General features: G+C 47.6%; 16 protein-coding genes. 11 read left to right on the top strand and 5 right to left on the bottom strand.

Annotated elements, in window-relative coordinates; translation table 11 throughout:
- Positions 1-117: 117 nt before the first annotated feature.
- Positions 118-702: an NAD(P)H-dependent oxidoreductase gene (locus R7P69_RS02955; protein WP_005375454.1), complete on the bottom strand. Its 585-nt coding sequence runs from the start codon at positions 700-702 to the stop codon at positions 118-120.
- 270 nt (positions 703-972) lie between these two features.
- Between R7P69_RS02955 and R7P69_RS02950 the strand changes: the two genes are divergently transcribed.
- Positions 973-1,314, top strand: coding sequence for an ArsR/SmtB family transcription factor (locus R7P69_RS02950; RefSeq protein ID WP_005375451.1), 342 nt, complete (start codon positions 973-975; stop codon positions 1,312-1,314).
- An 85-nt stretch (positions 1,315-1,399) separates the two neighbouring features.
- Entirely contained in the window at positions 1,400-2,455 is a 1,056-nt protein-coding gene (gene arsB / locus R7P69_RS02945) for an ACR3 family arsenite efflux transporter (protein WP_005385145.1), read from the top strand.
- 36 nt (positions 2,456-2,491) lie between these two features.
- Here arsB and R7P69_RS02940 read toward each other — a convergent pair whose 3' ends face one another.
- Positions 2,492-3,271: an AraC family transcriptional regulator gene (locus tag R7P69_RS02940; protein WP_238952539.1), complete on the bottom strand. Its 780-nt coding sequence runs from the start codon at positions 3,269-3,271 to the stop codon at positions 2,492-2,494.
- 19 nt (positions 3,272-3,290) lie between these two features.
- The gene (locus R7P69_RS02935) at positions 3,291-3,824 is read right to left on the bottom strand and encodes a YbhB/YbcL family Raf kinase inhibitor-like protein (protein WP_005375444.1); all 534 of its coding nucleotides are present in this window, start codon (positions 3,822-3,824) and stop codon (positions 3,291-3,293) included.
- A 187-nt stretch (positions 3,825-4,011) separates the two neighbouring features.
- Here R7P69_RS02935 and R7P69_RS02930 point away from each other — a divergent pair, with 187 nt between their 5' ends.
- From R7P69_RS02930 to R7P69_RS02915, 4 genes are all read left to right on the top strand, one after another.
- Positions 4,012-4,803: a PhzF family phenazine biosynthesis protein gene (locus tag R7P69_RS02930; protein WP_238952538.1), complete on the top strand. Its 792-nt coding sequence runs from the start codon at positions 4,012-4,014 to the stop codon at positions 4,801-4,803.
- Positions 4,804-5,010: 207 nt separating this feature from the next.
- Positions 5,011-5,961 (top strand): HlyD family secretion protein, encoded by a 951-nt coding sequence (locus tag R7P69_RS02925; protein ID WP_374040102.1) that lies wholly within the window; start codon positions 5,011-5,013, stop codon positions 5,959-5,961.
- Positions 5,962-5,965: 4 nt separating this feature from the next.
- Positions 5,966-6,892: an ABC transporter ATP-binding protein gene (locus tag R7P69_RS02920; protein WP_238952537.1), complete on the top strand. Its 927-nt coding sequence runs from the start codon at positions 5,966-5,968 to the stop codon at positions 6,890-6,892.
- Positions 6,892-7,989 carry an ABC transporter permease gene (locus R7P69_RS02915; RefSeq protein ID WP_174844543.1) on the top strand — a complete coding sequence of 366 codons (1,098 nt, stop codon included), beginning with the start codon at positions 6,892-6,894 and terminating at the stop codon, positions 7,987-7,989. The genes R7P69_RS02920 and R7P69_RS02915 overlap by 1 nt, the downstream gene beginning before the upstream one ends.
- Before the next feature lie 109 nt (positions 7,990-8,098).
- Here the strand turns inward: R7P69_RS02915 and R7P69_RS02910 are convergent, their stop codons facing one another.
- Both R7P69_RS02910 and fdhF read right to left on the bottom strand, forming a co-directional pair.
- Positions 8,099-8,470 (bottom strand): hypothetical protein, encoded by a 372-nt coding sequence (locus R7P69_RS02910; protein ID WP_005375433.1) that lies wholly within the window; start codon positions 8,468-8,470, stop codon positions 8,099-8,101.
- A gap of 374 nt (positions 8,471-8,844) precedes the next feature.
- On the bottom strand, positions 8,845-13,083 hold the full coding sequence (fdhF, locus tag R7P69_RS02905) for a formate dehydrogenase subunit alpha (protein ID WP_017821515.1): 4,239 nt from the start codon (positions 13,081-13,083) through the stop codon (positions 8,845-8,847).
- Between the two features lie 315 nt (positions 13,084-13,398).
- On the opposite strand from fdhF, the gene R7P69_RS02900 reads away from it, so the two are divergent.
- The 5 genes from R7P69_RS02900 (at position 13,399) to copI (ending at position 21,038) form a co-directional block, all read left to right on the top strand.
- Positions 13,399-13,821, top strand: coding sequence for a hypothetical protein (locus R7P69_RS02900; protein ID WP_017635236.1), 423 nt, complete (start codon positions 13,399-13,401; stop codon positions 13,819-13,821).
- Between the two features lie 135 nt (positions 13,822-13,956).
- Positions 13,957-15,348, top strand: coding sequence for a TolC family protein (locus R7P69_RS02895; RefSeq protein WP_065275409.1), 1,392 nt, complete (start codon positions 13,957-13,959; stop codon positions 15,346-15,348).
- Positions 15,349-15,494: 146 nt separating this feature from the next.
- Positions 15,495-17,213 carry an efflux RND transporter periplasmic adaptor subunit gene (locus tag R7P69_RS02890; protein ID WP_238952536.1) on the top strand — a complete coding sequence of 573 codons (1,719 nt, stop codon included), beginning with the start codon at positions 15,495-15,497 and terminating at the stop codon, positions 17,211-17,213.
- Positions 17,214-17,215: 2 nt separating this feature from the next.
- A complete protein-coding gene (locus R7P69_RS02885; protein ID WP_238952534.1) occupies positions 17,216-20,395 on the top strand; it encodes an efflux RND transporter permease subunit in 3,180 nt (1,059 codons plus the stop codon).
- Positions 20,396-20,471: 76 nt separating this feature from the next.
- Complete coding sequence (gene copI, locus R7P69_RS02880; protein WP_017635240.1) at positions 20,472-21,038, top strand: copper-resistant cuproprotein CopI; 567 nt, start codon at positions 20,472-20,474, stop codon at positions 21,036-21,038.
- Positions 21,039-21,305: the final 267 nt, after the last annotated feature.

Here is a 21,305-nt window from a genome sequence, read left to right as displayed (position 1 = left end):
TACATTTAGTGCTTTAGAGTAATAAAAACGTCACCTCGCCGCAAACAAATAAAAATGGACCGCATGCAGCAGTCCATCTCAATTCATCATTCAGTTCGCACTATGTTTCTAAAAGGATTAGAAGTTTTCGTTAATGTGCGCTTCGAAACGAACAAAATCGTTTTCGATATCTGCGTTCTTCATCACGTCGTAACAAGCGAATGTAGGCAGTGCTGACATACCAAAGAAGCGGAAGTTAGCGTGCATGTGGAACATCAAATCGTCCACGCCTTTACCTTGGAATAGGTATTCGTTCTCATCATCAAACGATTCTTCTGGCGCGTTGAATGTCAGTGACAGCATGTATTTGCTGTTGGTTTGAGTGCCGCCTGTACCATAGTTTTTCTTTGGTTCTTCTGCGCTACGGCCATCGAATGCACACAGTGCGCCGCCCATACCCGCAGTAAACACGTCGTCCATGTATTTTTTGAATGACCAAGGCACAGACATCCAGTTGATTGGGCTTTGGATGATCACGCGATCAGCCCATTCAAAGTGTGCGAGTTGCTCATCTACGTTGATCTCATCTTGCATTGTCACAACGCGAACCTCATGGCCTTTTGCTTGCAGAAGCGTCTGTGCTTTGTCGACAAGAGAAGCGTTTAGACGACCTTCTGAGTATGGTGATGGTTCGTGTGCATTGATGATCAGTACGTTGCTCATGGGATTACCTTTAAATAAGTTCACAAGATGACGCAATAACCATTGTGCGTCGGATGTGGTTTATTATGGTAACCTAGAAATATAGTGCAATTAGTTAACTTTTAGTAACCTACTTGAATTTTGATTATATTACTGTTTTTAAAAGAGATATTTTTTCAACTTTTTATTCATCGTTATTTCCCGATTAATTTTTTCATCGATTTGTTGCATCTTCCACAGAGCAGGCGTACACTTTATCGCAATTCGACGATTAACTATTAAGGCCAGCGAATGAGTGATAAGTGCAAGGACACGTGCGAAGTCGTTTTTCAGACAACGCAACAACAGCTCGAGAAAGAACAAACTCTAGCAGCGCAAGCAAAAGCTTTGTCGCATCCAGCACGTTTGCGCATTCTGCATATCCTGCACACGCTCGATACCATGGGCGGTTGTTTGAACAGTGATTTGGTTTCTGAACTGGGTCTTGCGCAATCTACTGTTTCCGAGCACTTGCGTATTCTAAAGCAAGCAGGCTTTATCAGCGCCGAGCCAAACCCACCTAAGGTGTGTTACCGCATTCAACGCGACGCGTTTGATCAGTTCAATCTAGGATTTTCCAAGTTATTTGATTAATGCCCTTTGCACGCTGTTCAGGCGTGCAGAGATAAACTATACCTTTAACTATCGCCTTTCGACGATAAACGAATAAGAGAACACTATGACTACTCAAGTTTTAAATAGTGCCAGCGACAAAATGAGCTTCTTGGACCGTTACCTAACGGTGTGGATTTTTGTTGCAATGGCAATCGGTGTAGGTATTGGCGCAGCATTCCCTCAAGTTGCTGAGTGGAACGAGTCAATGTCAGTTGGTAGCACAAACGTACCGCTAGCGATTGGTTTGATTTTGATGATGTACCCGCCACTCGCAAAGGTGAACTACAACCTGCTAGGCACTGTGACGAAAGACAAAAAAGCGATCACGCTGTCTTTGGTCATGAACTGGATTGTCGGCCCTATTTTGATGTTCATCCTTGCATTGACTTTCCTAGGTGATCATCCGGGTTACATGGTTGGTATCATTCTGATCGGTCTTGCTCGTTGTATTGCGATGGTGCTTGTCTGGAACGATATCGGTGGCGGTAACAAAGAATACGGCGCAGCCCTAGTTGCACTAAACAGCGCTTTCCAAATCGTGACTTACAGTGTGATGGCATGGTTGTTCATCACTGTGTTGCCACCAGTCTTTGGTTACGAAGGTTTCGTGGTTGATATCTCGATGATGGACATCGCGGAAAGCGTTCTGATTTACCTTGGTATCCCATTCCTAGCGGGCTTCCTAAGCCGTAAATGGCTGGTCGCTGCGAAAGGTGAACAATGGTACAACGACGTGTTCATCCCACGCATTTCACCAATTACGCTTATCGCCCTGCTTGCAACCATCGTACTGATGTTCAGCTTGAAAGGTGAAATGATTCTTGAACTGCCAATGGATGTATTCCGTGTAGCAATTCCACTGGCTATCTACTTTGTGTTGATGTTCTTTGTCAGCTTCTTCGTTGGTAAGAAAATGGGCATCGACTACGACAAAAACGCATCGATTGCTTTCACGGCAACAGGCAACAACTTTGAATTGGCAATAGCGGTTTCTATCGCGGTGTTTGGCCTAAACTCAGACCAAGCTTTTGCTGGTGTCATTGGTCCACTGATCGAAGTGCCTGTATTGATTGCTTTGGTGAACGTAGCATTGCGAATGAAAGCCAAATATTATGGCTAACCTAAAAAGCACAAAAAATAAAAAAGCGGTAAAACATTAACTCACTACCGTTTTAATATACTCGCTGGGCGTTAGGCCGAACTTACTTTTAAAGCGTTGGCTAAAACGCCCCTCTGACTGATAACCACACAACTGTGCGAGCATAGCAACGTTATACGAGCCATTTTGCATCAAGTAAAGTGCGTGATTTAAGCGCACTTCTGCCAATACTTCACGATACTGGGTACCTTCTTGTTTCAGTTTTCGTATCAATGTTGCTCGGCTCGTAGCAAAGTGCCCCGCGACCATATCTAATGGATGCTCCTCCCCTGGAGAGCGCGATAAGTAACGACTAAGTTTCTGACTAAAAGAGATATGTGAACTCGAGAACAACCGATGCAATAACCCTCTCTCAGCTAGCTGCTGATATAGGCCCATAATCCAATAGCGTTGTGTCGCTTCACTTAAGCTTTCCCGCTCAAACGAAAACAAAGCATTTAACGTCGCTTGCAATGCTTTATCTGTCTCAACAACGGGTACATAGTTTCCTAATGCGTTGCTCATGCTTAGCTCCAACATTTCATCGCTAGGCACACAGTGAAAACTGAACATTCGAGAAAGAAATCGCCCTTGTAGAGGAAGATTTTCAAAATTTAGGGATGCATTTGCTTCACAAAGCATGATATTTGGATGATGGATGTCGAGTACTTCGTCTTTCCAGAAAAGATGTTTACTCCCCTTAACAATCTGAATAATGCTTGGGGAGTGAATCCTGACATTACGAAGCTTCTGCTGCTGCTCCGCACGAAACAGCGTAACCTGATATTGGTGACCCATTCTCTCCCCTTATATTCAATTATCGCGTGTAAGTCGTGGTTAATGTCGCTTTACCCAAAGCAACACTATTCAAAGTAAACCCTACAATGGCTGGTGGCGTGTTTTCATCCAAATTCAGTTCTTCAGTTGGCAATGCCCACACCGTAAACTGGTAACGATGCATCCCATCATTCTTAGGAGGACACGCGCCGCCGAACCCCGTTGTGCCGTAGTCAATACGAGATTCTTTACCGCCTAACTTGTTCATATCAATGCCTCGAGGTAGCTCGCTAACGGTGGATGGAATATTAAACGCTATCCAATGCCAAAAACCACTGCCTGTTGGTGCATCGGGGTCATACACGGTGATCGCAAAACTTTTTGTGCCCTTTGGAGCTTCTTTCCACATCAATTGTGGTGATTGATTCCCGCCATCACATCCCCAACCAGAGTATTCAAACGTCTTCGCCATCGGGTGGCCTTCTTGAATATCTCTACTCACGAGTTCAAATGCATGGGCAGAACCGACCGCAAAAACACTCAATGCCAAAACTGATTTGTAGATCGCTTTCATGTTTTTCTTCCTTTCAATGAATTCAACACTAGTGTAAGTACCCAGCAGTCCGAATCCTTGTCAGTAAGTATCAAAAAAAACAAAATAATCTATAATTTTGACACTTTAAGATTCTAACACAAATTTCTTACTCTCTTAATTGCACTTGGTTTATGCTAATTAAGCGCTCACGGAATAAGGAAGGGAAATGGAATTGGATATCTACGTGGTGCACGCCTTCACCGATACGCAATTCAAAGGCAACTCAGCAGCGGTGATACCGTTAGTGGAATGGCTAGCCCCAGAATTGATGCAAAATATCGCGACAGAAAACAACTTATCGGAAACGGCCTTTCTAAAATCCATTGGCGCAAACCGATATGAGATTCGTTGGTTCTCTCCGATTACTGAAATCGATTTCTGTGGACACGCAACACTGGCCTCTTCGTTAGTGCTGTTTGATGAGTTTGGCATTAATGGCACGATTGAATTTCATACTCTGGAAGTAGGAACCCTCACCGTAGAGAAGAATGCGCAAGGTAAGATCGAGATGACGTTCCCTGCTCGTCCTCCAAAAGCCGTTTCTGATATTCCCTCGGCATTGATTGAAGGCCTAAGTTGCGATGTGGAACGCGTACTGCTTAGCCCTCAAGCGTATTTCGTGGTGGTCGGCAACCAGCAGGAGGTACTTGAGGTTCAATACCGTTCAGAGCACCTCAAGACACTCGCTCCTTACGATGTGGTCGTTACCGCAAAAGGCGATCAACAAGACTTTGTATCTCGTTACTTTTGGCCTGCAAATGGTGGTGACGAAGACCCCGTAACTGGCTCGATTCACGCTGGGTTAGCACCGTTCTGGGCAGAAGCGTTAGGCAAAACATCACTGGTCGCTTACCAAGCTTCTCAGCGCGGAGGCATTTTGCACTGTGAAGTTACTGGCGAACAAGTAAGAGTATCTGGCGACGGCGTGCTCTACATGAAAGGCAAGATTTTTGTTTAAATGATATTCATGTAATCAACTTAAAAGAGCCAAGTAAAGCACGGCTTCCGCAGGATCAAGCCAGCTTCAATAATTAATCAATTGATGAATATTGAAGGAATTAACTTCCTAGCCGGACAAAACTGACTCACGTTACACTGAATGCAGTCCCATACTCTTCTATAGCTTGATACGAGTTCAAGCTCACCTTCTTAGAGGAAGCGTCGCATGATGAAGCGAATCATTCTTGGCACCCTAGCCCTGACTCTTTTAACTGCCTGTTCCAAAGATGATGGACAGCAAGCCCTTGGTACGCTTGAGCGTGACCGCGTAACTTTTACTGCCACCTCTAGCGAGATAATTCGTGCCCTACCCATCAAGGAAGGCAGCCAAGTCACCGAAGGAGAAGTGCTGGTTCAGCTCGATACAAAGAACCAAGAAGCCGTTTTAGCTCACGCCGTAGCCGAACAAGCCAAGGCTGACGCTTATCTTTTGAAATTGACCAATGGTGAGCGACCAGAAGACATTGCCGCAGCGCAAGCACGTGTTGCAAGAACGGAAGCTCAATTGATTGAAGCGCAAAAGAACTACCAACGTAAAGCGGAGTTAGTTCGTAAAAAACTCATCAGCCAATCAGAAAAAGACACCGCTTTAGCAGCCAGAGATTCTGCCCGTGCAGAGCTAGACTCCTCACAAGAAGAGTTCAGCAAACTGACGGCTGGCTCTCGTCCTGAAGATATTGAACAAGCGAAAGCCGCACTCATGGCTGCAAAAGCCGATGTAGCACTGCAAGAACAAAAGCTGGCAGAACTCACCATCACGGCCACGCGAGATGGCTTGTTAGATAACCTACCGTTTAACCTTGGTGAACGCGTTCCTGTGAATGGCATTGTTGCCGTAATTCAAGCGAGCCGCGTCCCATACGCCCGTGTTTATGTTCCTGCCAATTATCGAGTCAACTTTGTGCCGGGTAAAACGGTTAACGTGCATGTAGATGGCGTTGAGCAACCTTATAGCGGCACCGTTCGTTGGGTTGCGACTGAGCCTTCATTCACGCCTTATTTCGCGCTCACCGAGGAAGAACGCTCGCGTTTGATGTACCTAGCAGAAGTCGACCTACAAGACTCCGCACAATCCTTGCCTTCGGGTATTCCAGCGCAAGTGGATTTGGTGGAGTAAGCCAATGACCGAATACGCGATTCAAGCTGAAAATGTGGTGAAGAAGTTTGGTGACTTCACCGCCATCAACAACATCACGCTTAATGTGCTCAAAGGCAGTATTTATGGTTTTCTTGGTCCTAACGGCTGTGGCAAATCGACAACTATTCGTGTGTTAACTGGCTTACTTAGCCCAAGCGAAGGCAATGTCGATGTACTCGGGCTAGAGATCCCAAAACAATCTGAGCTTCTGCGCCTCAAGATTGGCTACATGACGCAAAAGTTCTCGCTTTATGATGATCTGACGGTTCAAGAGAATCTTGAGTTTATTGGACAAATCTTTGGTATGGAAACCAAGGCCCTAAAAGCTCGCATCGAAGAACAACTATCCACCTACGGTCTCGACCAGTTGCGTAAACAGCGCGTCGGCGGAATGAGTGGCGGCCAGAAACAACGCTTGTCTCTCGCCGCAGCGACCATGCACAAACCAGAACTGTTGTTTCTCGATGAACCCACATCTGCGGTTGACCCAGAAAACCGACGCGATTTCTGGGAGCAGTTGTTTGATCTCTCTGACCAAGGCACGACGATTTTGGTCACTACGCATTACATGGATGAAGCAGAGCGTTGCCATCGTCTGGCTATTATGGAAGCGGGGGAAATCCGCGCCGATGGTGAGCCAGAAGAACTCATGGCGCAAATGGGCGTTAACATCGTCGAAGTCAAAGCGGATAACTTACGCGAGCTAAAAGAGAAAGTCATTCAGCGTGAAGAGGTGCGCTCGGCCGCACAGCTCGGCATTCGCTTACGCATTTTGATCCACCAGCACATCGAAGAACCGATCGAATGGTTAACCCAAACCTTTCCTGAGCTTGATGGCTGCGAGATGAACATTGCTCGTCCTAGCTTGGAAGATGTGTTTGTCAGCGTGACGGGAGAAGGTCGCCAATGATGAAATCTATTGCCCGTATGAAAGCGGTAATGATCAAAGAGATCCGTCAGCTTTCACGTGACCGCATTACCTTTGGCATGGTCGTGATGATCCCGCTAATTCAGCTTCTGCTGTTCGGCTTCGCTATTAATACCGATATTCGCAATATTCCGGTTGGTGTCGTTGATCAAAGTGGCAGTACCGCCGGGCGCGTGATTACCGAGTCCGTTAAAGTAACGCAAGTGGTCGATGTGGTTGAAACCTTCGCTACCGCAACAGAAGCCGAGCAAGCCATTCAAGACGGCTTGGTACGAGCGGCTTTAATTCTGCCTAGCGACTTAACCCAACGTATGGTGCAAGGTCGAGAACTTGGCCAGTGGATTGTGGATGGTTCAGACACCATGATCAGTTCTGCGATTCTCTCGCTACAAACCATGCCGTTAACGGATTTTGATTTTGAGATACGTCCTGCTCCAACCAAAACCTTTGAAGTTGCGCTGTATTACAACCCGAGTCGGCGCTCAGCGGTGAACATTGTCCCTGGTTTGTTGGGCGTGATTCTAACCATGACGATGATCTTGTTCACCAGTGCAGCCATTGTTCGAGAACGGGAGCGTGGCAATTTAGAGTTACTGATTACTACGCCAATCCACTCCATAGAACTCATGGTGGCGAAGATCATCCCTTACATCTTTGTTGGTCTGATACAGGTGTTTATCATTTTAGGCTTGGGGCACTGGATATTTGGTGTGCCGATAAACGGCGCCATTAGTCAGATACTGTTTGGTACGCTGCTGTTTATCGCCGCGAGTTTAACCTTAGGTTTGGTGATATCCACCATTGCGACGACGCAGCTTCAAGCAATGCAGATGACGGTGTTTATTCTTTTGCCATCGATTCTTCTGTCCGGATTTATGTTCCCTTATGAAGGAATGCCCATCGCGGCACAATGGATATCCGAAGCGCTGCCTGCCACCCACTTTATGCGAATTATTCGTGGTGTGGTGCTGCGTGGTGCAGACCTAATAGAGCTATGGCGAGATACAGTTTGGTTACTTGGATTCACCGTTATCGGCCTTATTGTCGCTTCATTTCGCTTCAAAAAATCACTCGACTAATCCCACGATATTGCGTTCATTCCTTAAAAACAAAAATAGCCCCAACGAAGGGCTATTTTTTGTTTCTGTATTCATACACTGTGCTATCGAGCTCAACTCTCAGACAATATTAATAGTACTCACCGTAGGAGCAATCTCGTAAATCGGAAATATTGTAGTTTTTCAAAGAGTTTATTTTAAAGTTGAACACTACCTGTTTACAGACAACGCCTTCGCGATCCGTGTACGTGATAATACCTTCACTGTACGCACGCTGACCATCAGAGGATGTCACGTCAGCAACAAGTTCCAAATGGCCCTTATGCGCGTCTACGCGATTCATCATCTCAAACACATCTACCCACTCTTCGCGATTTGCCATTTGTATTAGCATGGACTTCGCCTGTGTTTCCAACTGCTGGGGGTATACATAATAACGGTTGTAACCAAAGTATGCGCACATAAGTAATAAAACGAGTGCAAATGAGGTTGTTCTTGTCATACAAGCTTCCTCTTGTTGTTATAAAAATCTTGCTTCGTTAATTCAGTATAGGAAGCGAGCAAAGTTTAGGTTATAGAACTTGCCCAAATAACAGAGGACAGTCAGAGACAGTCAATTCTATGACAAGCTCAACAACAAACTTTATTGCACTCTCATCATGGGCTTGAACAAAAATACGCCATAGAGACAGTAAGAAGTAAGAAGTAAGAAGTAAGAAGGGAAAACTAACCGGAGCGCGGTGATAACAGAAAAGTAAAAGGAGTTTGAAGAAAAAGACAATCCGAGTGAATGTAGTGAGAGCGGAAATCAAGATTAGATTATCCGCCCATCAACTAGGCTCAAATTGTCAGTGACAACAACGTGACTCACCGAGTTTAAACGTGTTGGTAACTATCTTCGAGAGACTCTGTCTGCGTTGTTTTCTCGCTCACTTCCACTTTAACCGCAGCGACCTTGAACTCAGGGATCTTCGCATGCGGGTCAGTTGCCGTTGTCGTTAGGCGGTTGACTGGCGATTCAACAAAGTGGAAAGGAATGAACACCACACCTTTTTGAATCCGCTTAGTCACAAAGGCATCAATCTCAATGCTGCCGCGACGTGTAGACACCGTCAGACGCTGACCATTACTGATGCCTAGCGCTTCTGCGTCTTCCACGCTCACCATCGCACGAGGGCCAGCAAGATTATCCAACCCTTTGGTTTTGCGCGTCATAGTGCCAGTATGGAACTGCTCAAGTACGCGACCCGTCGTTAACACAAGTGGGTACTCTTCATCTGGCAGCTCAGCCGCATAACGGAACGGTACGCCCACCATTTGACCTTTACCACGAGTAAACTGGGTTTGGTGCATGATGCGAGTACCCGCAGGGTTGTTCTTGTTGCTCGGCCATTGCACACCGTTTGGCGTAATGGCATCCCAACGAAGACCCGCGTATTGAGGTGTCACTCGTGCGATTTCATTAGTGATATCAGACACGCAGTGGTAATCCCAATCACTACCCATTGCATTGGCGATCTCTTGGATAATCCACCAATCTTCTTTCGCTTCACCCGGCGCCGTTACGACCGGATTCACGCGCTGAACACGACGCTCCGTATTGGTGAAGTGACCCGCTTTCTCTGCAAACGAGCAAGAAGGCAGAACCACATCCGCGTATTGCGCGGTTTCCGTTAGGAAGATGTCTTGAACTACCAAGAAATCGAGCGCTTCTAAACCTTCAATCACATGCGCTTGGTTCGGGTCACTCAACACTGGGTTCTCACCCATGATGTACATACCACGAACGTCACGATGGCAAGCCGCATCAATGATTTCTGTCAGGGTTAGACCTTGCTCAGAAGGCAGATTTGGTGCGTTCCATTCAATCGCAAACTTCTGACGCACAATTGGGTTGTATACCTTTTGATAGCCCGGGAAGCTGTTTGGCAAAGCGCCCATATCACACGCGCCTTGCACGTTAGATTGACCACGTAGTGGGTTAATACCACCACCTTCAATACCGATGTTGCCACACAGCAATTGCAGGTTAGCGATAGAACGCACGTTGTCATGACCTGTCGTGTGCTGAGTAATACCCATCGAGTAGTAAACAGCCGTACGATCTGCTGTACCGATCATGCGCGCCATTGCTTGAATGTCTTCGGCTTTTACGCCCGTAACCAACTCCACTTTATCGAGGTTATAGGCTGGCGACATCACTTCTTGCAGTAAGGTATCAAAGCCGTCGACACGTTCTTCGATGTACTCTTGATCGTACCAACCGTTCTTGATGATCTGCTGCATGACACCGTTTAGGAGCATCACATCCGTACCCGGACGGTGCGCCATATACAGCTCAGCATGCTCTGCCATATCGACACGTTTCGGGTCAGCCACAATCAAACGAGCGCCGTGGTGACGAATTGCTTGTTTGATATGTGAAGCAATAATCGGGTGCGCCGATGTGGTATCCGAACCAATAATAAAGATCACATCCGAGTGCTTAATGCTTGGAATGTCGTTGGTCATTGCACCACTACCCAGTGACGCTTCAAGACCGGTTACACTCGATGCGTGGCACAAACGCGCACAGTGGTCGACGTTATTGGTGCCCAGTTCACGACGGACAAATTTTTGGAACGCGTAGTTGTCTTCGTTGGTGGTTTTCGCTGAAGAGAAACCCGCCAATGCGTTGCTGCCAAAATCTTGCTTGATGCCAGAGAACTTGCTCGCAATCAGTTGAATCGCCTCTTCCCAACTTGCAGGCTGCAACCAACCGTCTTTACGAATCAATGGCGTGGTAAGACGCTCTTCACTGCCAATGAAATCAAAACCAAAGCGCCCTTTCACACACAGCATGCCTTGGTTCACTGGCGAGTCACCGCCCTTCACGTAACGAATCGTATTGGTTGCTTCATCCACGAACATAGTCAACTTACAGCCCACACCACAGTATGTACAAATGGTGTCGACCGCTTTCAGATCTTCGGTACGACCTTGTGAACGGTCACGACTATCGACCATTGCGCCCGTTGGACACACTTGAACGCACGCGCCACATTGCACGCAGTTCGAATCACCCATTAGGGTTAAGCCATTCTTGTTACTTCCAAAGTGTGGACGATCGTCAGGACGTAATGCAGGACGACCTTGTTTATCGCACACGAAGTTCAGTACACCGTGTACGGCTTTGTCGCGGCACGCTTGGATGCACTGACCACAGCTAATACAGCGGTTAGCATCAAACTCAATAAACTCAGAACTGCGGTCAACTTCGTACTTATGACGCAAGTCTTTCGCACGAAGATCTAGCCAATCTTGGTGTGATTTAATCTGCAAGGAGAAGTCAAAGCTTTGCTCAGCTTCATATTCGGTGGAGTAATCACGCAGCGCACAATCAGTATTTGCCTGACAGCCACATTCTAGACAGCGCGCCGCTTCCTTCATTGCTTCTTCGTTATCAAAGCCCAACTCCACTTCAGCGAAGCTTTGCTCGCGTTGTACTGGAGTCAGCTCAGGCATGATAGATCGAGCAACTTTCTGGATGTTCTCGAAGTGAAGCGGATCGACTTGAGAGAGCTTCTTCTCTTTTCGTGAGTTGAACGCCGCCTTTGGCATATCCGCCATATCACCATTCAAAAATAGGTCTATTGCTTTTGCCGCAACACGACCATCACCCACCGCTTCAACTGCCGTTGCTGGACCACGGCGGAAATCACCAATACTGAAGATGTTACCCGTGCCGGTGTGCATGGTCTTTTCATCGGCATCAGAAGTATTCCAGCGCGTAAGTGGAATCGACAAATCTTCGCCTTCGAGGAAGCTCAGATCTGGCTTTTGCGATACTGCTGCAATCACGGTGTCGAACTCTTCGGTAAAGAACTCGCCAGTTGGTTTAGGGCTGCGACGACCAGATGCATCCGGCTCACCCAACGCCATGCGCTCTAGACGAATCGCATTCACGCGTCCGGTTTCATCGGCAAGGTTTTCTGCAGGATTGGTCAAGAAGTGGAATTTCACCCCTTCGTGTTCCGCTTCAACAATCTCGTAGTCTTCTGCCGGCATTTCGTCACGGGTACGACGGTAAATCAACGTGGTGTCTGCACCAGCACGACGCGCAGTACGAGCACAGTCAATTGCCGTGTTACCACCGCCGATCACCGCGACTTTCTGACCCGTTACATAGTTTTGCTCAGTCACGTAATCTTTGAGGTAATCAACACCTAAGTAGCAACCTTCAAGGTCACTGCCTGTGTAATGCATTTCGACCGCTTGAGACGCGCCGACCGCCAAACACACCGCGTCGTATTCTTCGCTCAATTGAGAAAGCGTGAAATCCACACCTAGCTTTTGATTGGTGTGAACTTGCATACCGTTGCGGCACATCAATTCGATTTCTTTATCGAGAATGTCTTTTGGTAAACGGTATTCAGGAATACCGTAACGCAACCAACCGCCCGCTTTTGGCATGGATTCAAAGACCGTAACGTCGTAGCCTTCATTCGATAAGTAGTAGCCAGCTGTTAGACCACCAGGACCACTGCCCACGACGGCAATGTTCAAACCTTTACTTGGTTTCTTTTCCGGTACGTAGGCTTCATGCGCAGACAAATCCGCATCCGCGGCGTGACGTTTTAGCTGACGAATTGCGATTGGTTCATCGACTAACGAGCGGCGACATTCGCTCTCACAAAATGCTGGGCATACACGGCCAATCGATAGTGGCATAGGAAGCGTACGCTTAATCACTTCAATCGCTTTTTGATGATCGTTCTGTGCAATGTGATAAAGGTACGACTGGATATCCACGCCCGCAGGACACGCGGTTTTACATGGCGCTTCACAATCGGCGTAATGGTCCGTCATGATGCGGTTAAGTGCTTTTCTGCGGTGCTCGCTTAGTTGTTCTGATTGCGTGACCACATTAAGGCCGCGGTAAACTTCGAGTTCACACGCACGCTTAGTACCGCCGCTTTCGACTTCAACCACACACAAGTCACACGGTACTTTTTCATTACTTTTGTTCATTCCGCACAGCGATGGGATCTCGACCCCACACACTTTTGCTGCTTCTAAAAGGGTTAGACCCTCTTCTACAATTCTATATTTTCCATCGATGACAATTTCTATCATGCAACCCCCGCAGCAAAGCAAATCCAAATCTGCACAAGTAAAACCATGCATTCTATAAGGATAATCATTTGTAAGACAAGTTAGTGTGATGTAAAACTTATAAACCACATTTTTCACGTGTCATAAAAAGCGAGGGCTTCTTTCGCTAACTTTCAACACTCGGTGTTTAACAAACGTTTTACTCCCTCGAAAGTGCGAAAACTGTAGGGGTGGACTATTTTGATAATAAGAGTAATAAATGATTGACCTTACCCTTAGGTTAACCTTTAGAATCGAAGGGTTTTCATCATTTTCATCAAACACATGGGAAAAGGTATGCACTTAAAATCGCTGCATACAATCTGGTTAACTCTCTTCACGACGCTAGTACTATTGGTATCTAGTGTGGCGAACAGTGAGCCGTTGATGAATATTCAAATGATGTCTACTGGCATGGCTCATCATCCTTCTATGATGAGTGACAGCGAACACTGCGGTATGCCCGGCATGATGGACGTCTCCATGACAGACGCTTCTATGTCCGAAGATGGCGATGCAAGAGAAACCAGCATGAACTGTGGTGGAGGCTCTGGCATGGTTCATACCTGCTGCACTGCCGCGTGTACGATAGTTTTCGTCCCCCTACCGAATCCTATCAATAGCCCAATGCCCGTCGTCTATCGCGCAACTATTACTCCTGAAGTTGCTTCCCCAGTCGTACACGTCAGCCGCGACCTATACCGACCTCCTATAGCCTAAATCCGTCCTAGCATTCGACCCTGCGCGTGTATCGCAGGTTGTTTTAATGCGCCTGAACGATGAGGTGACAAGGCTTTACTGTTCCCGCAATAAAATCAGCACCTCCATCGATCCGGCGAACACTGGATTTAGATTATGGATATCAAACCATACCGCTTAGCTGCACCTATTTTTATGGTGGCTCTGGTCGCTGCGCCAACCTTGGTTAACGCCGCAGGTAAAGAGACGCACGCAGCGCAAAATTCCGCATCAAGTGAGCGAGCTTCAACGACCAAGCTTGCCCAACTGATCAACGTCGCTTTGAGTAACGATGGCAATCGTAAGCAATACTCAGCGCAATCTGCTGCCATGCGTGAAACGGGCGTCGCGAGTGCGACCTTGATGGACCCAAAACTAAAAGTAGGTTTTGGTGGCTTGCCTGTCGACAGCTTCAAATTCGATGAAGACCCAATGACCAACATCTCCGTTGGTTTAATGCAACAGTTTGAGCGTGGCTCTACGCTTGATTTACAGCAGAAGAAAGCCAATCAACAAGCCGACGGCCTTGGGCTTCAAGTGCATGCTCGTGAGCTTGAGGTAGCCAACAGCATGACTCAACTTTGGTTAGAACTTGGTTACCAGCAACGCGCTGAGCAAATCATGCTTGAGAACCGCAAGTTGATGAAGGAGATGGAAAGCTTTATTCAAACCAACTATTCGATTGGTAAGAGTGAAGCGCAAGATCTGCTTAACGCCCAACTTCAAGTCAGCAAGTTGGATGAGAAACTGCAAGCCAATGCACAAATGCAACGTCGTCTTATCTCTCAACTCTCCGAATGGTTGGGTTCAGATTGGTTGGCGAATGAACAGGCTCTGCACGCGAGCAACCAACTTAATTGGGACACACTGAACGGCAAACTTGCTGCTAGTCAGGGTTCCACCAAGCACTACCAACAACTTAGTCAGCACCCAATGGTTAAAATGGCCGACGTCAGCATTTCTGCCAATAAAACGCAGGTGGAAATTGCTGAGCAAGCCTACAACCCACAATTTGGCGTCGAAGTAATGTACGCCTACCGCCAAGCCGACAACATGATGGGTGAGCCAGCATCAGATTTGGTCAGCGCTTACCTCACCATGGACATTCCGTTGTTTACGGGTGACCGCCAAGATCGCAATCTCGCGGCCGCTCAATACCAAGTTGGCGCGGCACAATCACAAAAGGACACCTTACTGACGCAGATGAATGCCAAGGTGAACACTCTGTTGGTTGATCGCGGCAACTTAACCCAACGCTTAGAACGTTATCAATCCACCTTATTACCTCAAGCGAAAGCGCGCATTCAAGCCGTTGAGCGGGGTTATCAAAACAACACAGCGCAGTTTAACGATGTGATTTCTGCCACGACTGACGAGTTGGCTCTGCAATTAGAGCAACAACGTCTGCTGACCGATCTCAACATCGCAAACAGCAATTTAGCCACCCTACTCGGTGGTTTCGACTACCAAGTCGCTTCACCAGAAGCTCGCTCTATTTCGACATATTAATTTGTGATTCCCCAAGACAGTTGGGGCTACAGCTAGGCGGCAAACGAGAGAATCCCATGAGCATAGATCTGCTATGTGATTTGGGTGAACGAGAGCAGGCAACAACGCTGTAGCGTCAAATGTGAAGGGGAAAATAAGGTAAAACAATGAAAACATTACAAGTTGCAACCATCTCGCTGATTGTTGGTGGTGCTTTAGGGTTTGGTGCGAATCATTTTCTTACGGGCTCGACTCACGACATGAGTGCGATGGGTGGCGAATCTGCTGCAAGCTCTAATGATCCGCTTTACTGGGTTGCCCCAATGGATCCGAACTACAAACGCGACAAACCGGGTAAATCTCCAATGGGCATGGATTTGATTCCGGTTTACGCAGAAGACCTATCCGGTGAACAAGACGCTCCGGGTACAGTGACTATTGACCCTTCAGTAGAAAATAACCTCGGGGTTAAAACCGCAAACGCGACACTACAGCAGTTATCACCACGCATCGAAACCGTTGGTTATATCGCCTTTGATGAAAGTCTGTTATGGCAAACCAACGTTCGTGTGGCGGGTTGGGTAGAAAAACTCTACATCAATGCTGTGGGTGAGAAAGTGAAGAAAGGCGATGTGCTTTTCACGCTCTACTCTCCTGAACTGGTTAAAGCACAAGAAGAATTGCTAAATGCGTACCGCACTGGCCGCAAAGGTCTTGTAAAAGGCGCGACCGAACGCTTGGTAACGCTTGGGGTTGACCGCGCTCAAATCAAATCCATTACTCGTAGCGGTAAAGCATCGCAAACCATTGAAATCAAAGCGCCTGCTGATGGCGTTATCGCGAGCTTAAACGTGCGTGAAGGTGGCTATTTATCCCCTGCTCAAGCGGTGATCAGTGCGGGTCCCTTGGACAATGTTTGGGTTGATGCAGAAGTCTTTGAGCGTCAAGCGCACTGGATGAAAGCGGGTTCTCAAGCCACGATGACCCTTGACGCGATTCCGGGCAATGAATGGCAAGGTGTTGTCGATTACGTGTACCCAATCCTTGATTCGAAAACACGTACGTTGCGTGTGCGCCTTAAATTCCCTAACCCAGATGGCGCATTGAAGCCAAACATGTTCGCCAATATTGCCTTGCAGCCTGTTACTGACGACGCAGTATTAACGATTCCTAAATCATCTGTTATTCGCTCTGGCGGTATGACTCGCGTTGTTCTGGCGGAAGGTGATGGCAAATACCGTTCTGCTCGAATTGAAGTTGGCCGCGAAGCTGGAGAACAAATCGAAGTATTACAAGGGCTTAAGCAAGGCGACAAGATCGTTACTTCATCTCACTTCATGCTCGATTCTGAATCAAGCCAGTCGGCGGATCTGTCTCGCATCAATGGTGTAGAAGCGGCAGTAGAAACGGCATGGGCTAAAGGTGAGATCACGGATGTGATGAAAGATCACCGTATGCTGACCATCAACCACCAGCCTGTACCAGAATGGGATTGGCCGGGCATGGTAATGAACTTCACTTTCGCAGATGGCGTTGAGATGGGTGACTTGAAAAAAGGTCAGGCTATCGAATTTGAAATGCAAAAGACGGAGTCCGGTCAGTACCAAATCATCGACTATAAGGCAGACAACAGCGTCATTGCCGCAGAAGTTTGGCTAACTGGTGACATCACCATGCTGATGGCTGATTTTGGCATGATCACCTTAAACCACCTACCGGTTGCAGAATGGAACTGGGATGCAGGCGAGATGAACTTCTCTGTGGGTGAAGAGGTTGATCTAACGGGTTTTGAAGAAGGACAGAAAGTTCGGTTTCTAGTTGAAAAACAAGGATCTGACTACGTTCTTAGACAGCTAGTTCCTGCAACAACAGCCGTCGAGGGTTAATTATGATCAATGCTATTATTCGTTGGTCACTGAGCAACCGATACCTAGTGTTGGTCGCGACCTTAGCCCTTATATTAGGCGGACTTTACAGTGTAAAGAATACGCCTGTTGATGCGATTCCGGATCTTTCTGATGTGCAAGTGATCATCAAGACAAGCTATCCGGGGCAAGCTCCTCAAGTCGTCGAGGATCAAGTCACTTACCCACTCACCACCGCCATGCTTGCCGTGCCGGGTGCTGAGACAGTTCGTGGCTACTCATTCTTTGGTGACTCTTACGTTTATATCATTTTCAACGATGATACCGACATGTACTGGGCACGTTCACGCGTGTTGGAGTACTTAAGCCAAGTGGCACCTAAGCTGCCACCGAACGCAAAACCAACCCTAGGTCCTGATGCAACGGGCGTGGGCTGGGTTTACAGCTACGTATTACAAGACAAAACCGGCAAGCATGATTTAGCGGATCTTCGCAGCCTGCAAGACTGGTTCTTGAAGTACGAATTGCAAACCGTTGATGGCGTTTCTGAAGTCGCAACCGTGGGCGGTATGGTGAAGCAGTATCAAGTGCAGATTGATCCTGCCAAACTGCGTGCTTACAACCTCACTTTGCAACAAGTGAACATGGCAATCCAAAACGGTAACCAAGAAACCGGCGCGTCCGTTATCGAAGTGGCCGAAGCCGAGCACATGGTTCGTACCACGGGTTACCTAACCAGCATTGAAGACATCAAATCACTGCCTCTCAAAGTCACTGAGAAAGGCACGCCGTTGCTATTAGGAGACATCGCAGACATTAACCTTGGCCCACAAATGCGCCGTGGTATCTCAGAGCTGAATGGCGAAGGTGAAGCGGTCGGTGGCGTTATCGTGATGCGCTTTGGTGAAAACGCCAGTGAAGTGATTGCGAAAGTCAAAGACAAACTCGCAGACCTACAACGCAGCCTGCCAGAAGGCGTGGAAATTGTTGCAACCTACGACCGCTCTACCCTTATCGATTCAGCGGTAGAAAACCTATGGAAAAAGCTTGCAGAGGAGTTCATCGTCGTTGCGATTGTGTGTGCGTTGTTCCTGTTCCACATTCGTTCTTCATTGGTTATCGCTCTGAGCCTACCGGTCGGTATTCTCACTGCGTTTATCGTAATGCATTGGCAAGGCATCAACGCCAACATCATGTCCTTGGGCGGTATTGCGATTGCCATCGGTGCCATGGTGGATGGTGCAATAGTAATGATTGAAAACGTTCACAAGCACATTGAACGAACGCCACTGACCGACAAGAACCGCTGGCAAGTAATTGGCAAAGCCGCAGAAGAGGTTGGCGCACCGCTGTTCTTCTCGTTGCTGATCATTACTCTTAGCTTCGTACCGGTGTTTGCCTTAGAAGGTCAGGAAGGCAAGATGTTCTCGCCGCTTGCGTTCACTAAGACGTACGCCATGGCAGCAGCAGCAGGTTTGGCAATCACACTCGTGCCTGTTCTTATGGGCTACTTCATTCGCGGTAAGGTGTTACCAGAACACAAAAACCCAGTTAACCGTGGCTTGGTCGCGTTGTACCGTCCGCTGTTGAACACCAGCTTAAAATACCCTAAGACCATGATTGTTATCGCATTAGGTCTGATGGCATCGGCTTACTACCCAACCAGTCAACTGGGTAGCGAGTTCATCCCGCCGCTGGATGAAGGCGACTTGATGTACATGCCAACGACCTATCCGGGTATCTCAATTGGTAAGGCGCGTGAGCTTCTACAACAAACCAACAAGCTGATCAAAACCGTTCCAGAAGTGAAAACCGTATGGGGCAAAATTGGCCGAGCTGAGACCGCAACCGATCCAGCGCCACTCACCATGATTGAAACCGTGATTCAGTTGAAGCCACGCGACCAATGGCGTGAAGGGGTAACAACCGAGTCACTGCGCAAAGAGTTCGACAAGCTGGTTCAGTTCCCTGGTCTTACTAACGCTTGGGTAATGCCGATCAAAACGCGTATCGACATGTTGGCAACAGGCATCAAAACCCCTATCGGCATTAAGATCGCCGGACCTGATCTGAAAGTGATTGAGAAGATCGGTTCTCAGCTAGAGCCAATTCTTAATGACGTACAAGGCACGGCATCGGTTTACGCAGAACGTGTAGCAGGTGGTCGATATGTCACGATCGACATTAAACGTCGTGCCGCAGCACGTTATGGCTTAAGCATCAAAGACGTTCAGCAGGTGATCTCCACCGCGGTTGGCGGCATGAATGTGGGTGAAACCATCGAAGGCTTGGAGCGTTACCCAATCAACGTTCGTTACCCACAAGACTACCGTGATTCAGTGGTTAAACTGCAAAACCTACCATTAGTGACACCAAATGGCGCTCGTATTGCGCTGGCTGATGTAGCGGACATTCGTTATGAAGACGGCCCTCCAATGATCAAGACAGAGAACGCACGCCCGAACGGCTGGGTATTTGTCGACATCGATGGCCGTGACCTCGGATCTTACGTCGTGGAAGCACAGCAAGTCGTGGCCGATCAACTGGAGCTTCCTGCGGGTTACTCGCTGGCTTGGTCTGGTCAATACGAATACATGAAGCGTGCGAAAGATCGCTTGAGTGTCGTGGTGCCAATCACCATCGCCATCATTATGTTGCTGCTTTACTTCAGCTTCCGTCGTGTCGGCGAAGTGATGATCATCATGCTTACCCTACCGCTCGCTATGGTTGGTGGTTTGTGGCTCATGCATATCCTCAACTACAACTTCTCGATTGCCGTTGGGGTCGGCTTTATTGCCCTAGCAGGCGTCGCGGTTGAAATTGGGGTCATCATGCTCGTCTACCTCAACCAAGCATGGCACTACAAGAAGCTAGATGCGGAAGAGAGCCAACAGAATCTTGAAGCGAAAGACCTAACTGATGCCATTCGTGAAGGTGCAGGCCTGCGTGTTCGCCCAGTAATGATGACGGTACTAACAGTAATTATTGGTCTGATTCCGATCATGTACGGCGAAGGGACAGGATCAGAAGTGATGCAACGTATCGCTGCACCAATGATTGGCGGTATGGCATCAGCACTGCTGCTGACGCTGTTAGTGCTTCCAGCCATCTTCAAGCTGTGGAAACAACGTGAGTTGCGCCCAAGCAATGCGACTAATCACCAAGCTAGCACTCAAGCTAGTGATGTAAACAACAACGCTTAATCCCTACCTTCCTCTCAAACATGCCGTTTGAGGGGAAGCAACCAAGTTATTAATGAATTAAAACAAGGATATAAAAATGAAAAAGACACTAATCACTCTTGCTCTAGCCCTAACAACAACGACTGCGTTTGCCCAAATGGATCATTCAAACATGGACCACGCGAACATGGACCATGGCAACATGAAGCATGAAAACATGGACCACGGCAGCATGAAGATGGACCACAGTAAAATGGACCATTCAAACATGATGGATATGCCGGGCATGTCGGCAGTAGGTATGCCAGCGAAAGGGGCAAAGCCAGACAAGGTGGTACACGTAATCTTGGGTGATGACATGACCATCAAGTTCAAGAAAGACGTTAAGATTGAGCCAAACGATGTGGTGCAGTTTGTAGTCATGAACACAGGTAAGATCAACCACGAGTTTACGATTGGTTCGGCTAAAGAGCAGCTAGAACATCGCGAAATGATGAAGACAATGAGCGGTGATCATATGCACGACTCGGGCAACTCTGTGACGGTCGAACCAGGCAAAGCGAAGCAGTTGTTGTGGCATTTCCACGGTGACAACAACGTTGAGTTCGCGTGCAACATTCCGGGCCATGCAGAATCGGGCATGGTTAAAAAGATTGAACTGTAAGTAATTATCCAACTAGACAAAGGAGCTGATGATTCAGCTCCTTTTATTTCTCTGGATCAAACTATTCGTTAGCTCATGATAAGAAATTCTGAGCCAGTGTCTCACGCTAAGATATTTTTATGACCGAATCACCGACGTAATATATAAGCCAAACTACGGGCCTTGATAGCAACACTCTTCTCCTCATATTGAGACCGTATAAGCGTATTGCAAAGAATCCTACATAAAATAGACATAGATTTAACAGTGTTTAGAGTATTGGCTCGT

The sequence above is a fragment of the Vibrio sp. 661 genome, assembly GCF_033339315.1.
Taxonomy (GTDB): Bacteria; Pseudomonadota; Gammaproteobacteria; order Enterobacterales; family Vibrionaceae; genus Vibrio; species Vibrio alginolyticus.
The sequence above is the reverse complement of the archived record's forward strand: the minus strand, read 5'-3'. Positions and strand labels throughout refer to the sequence as shown.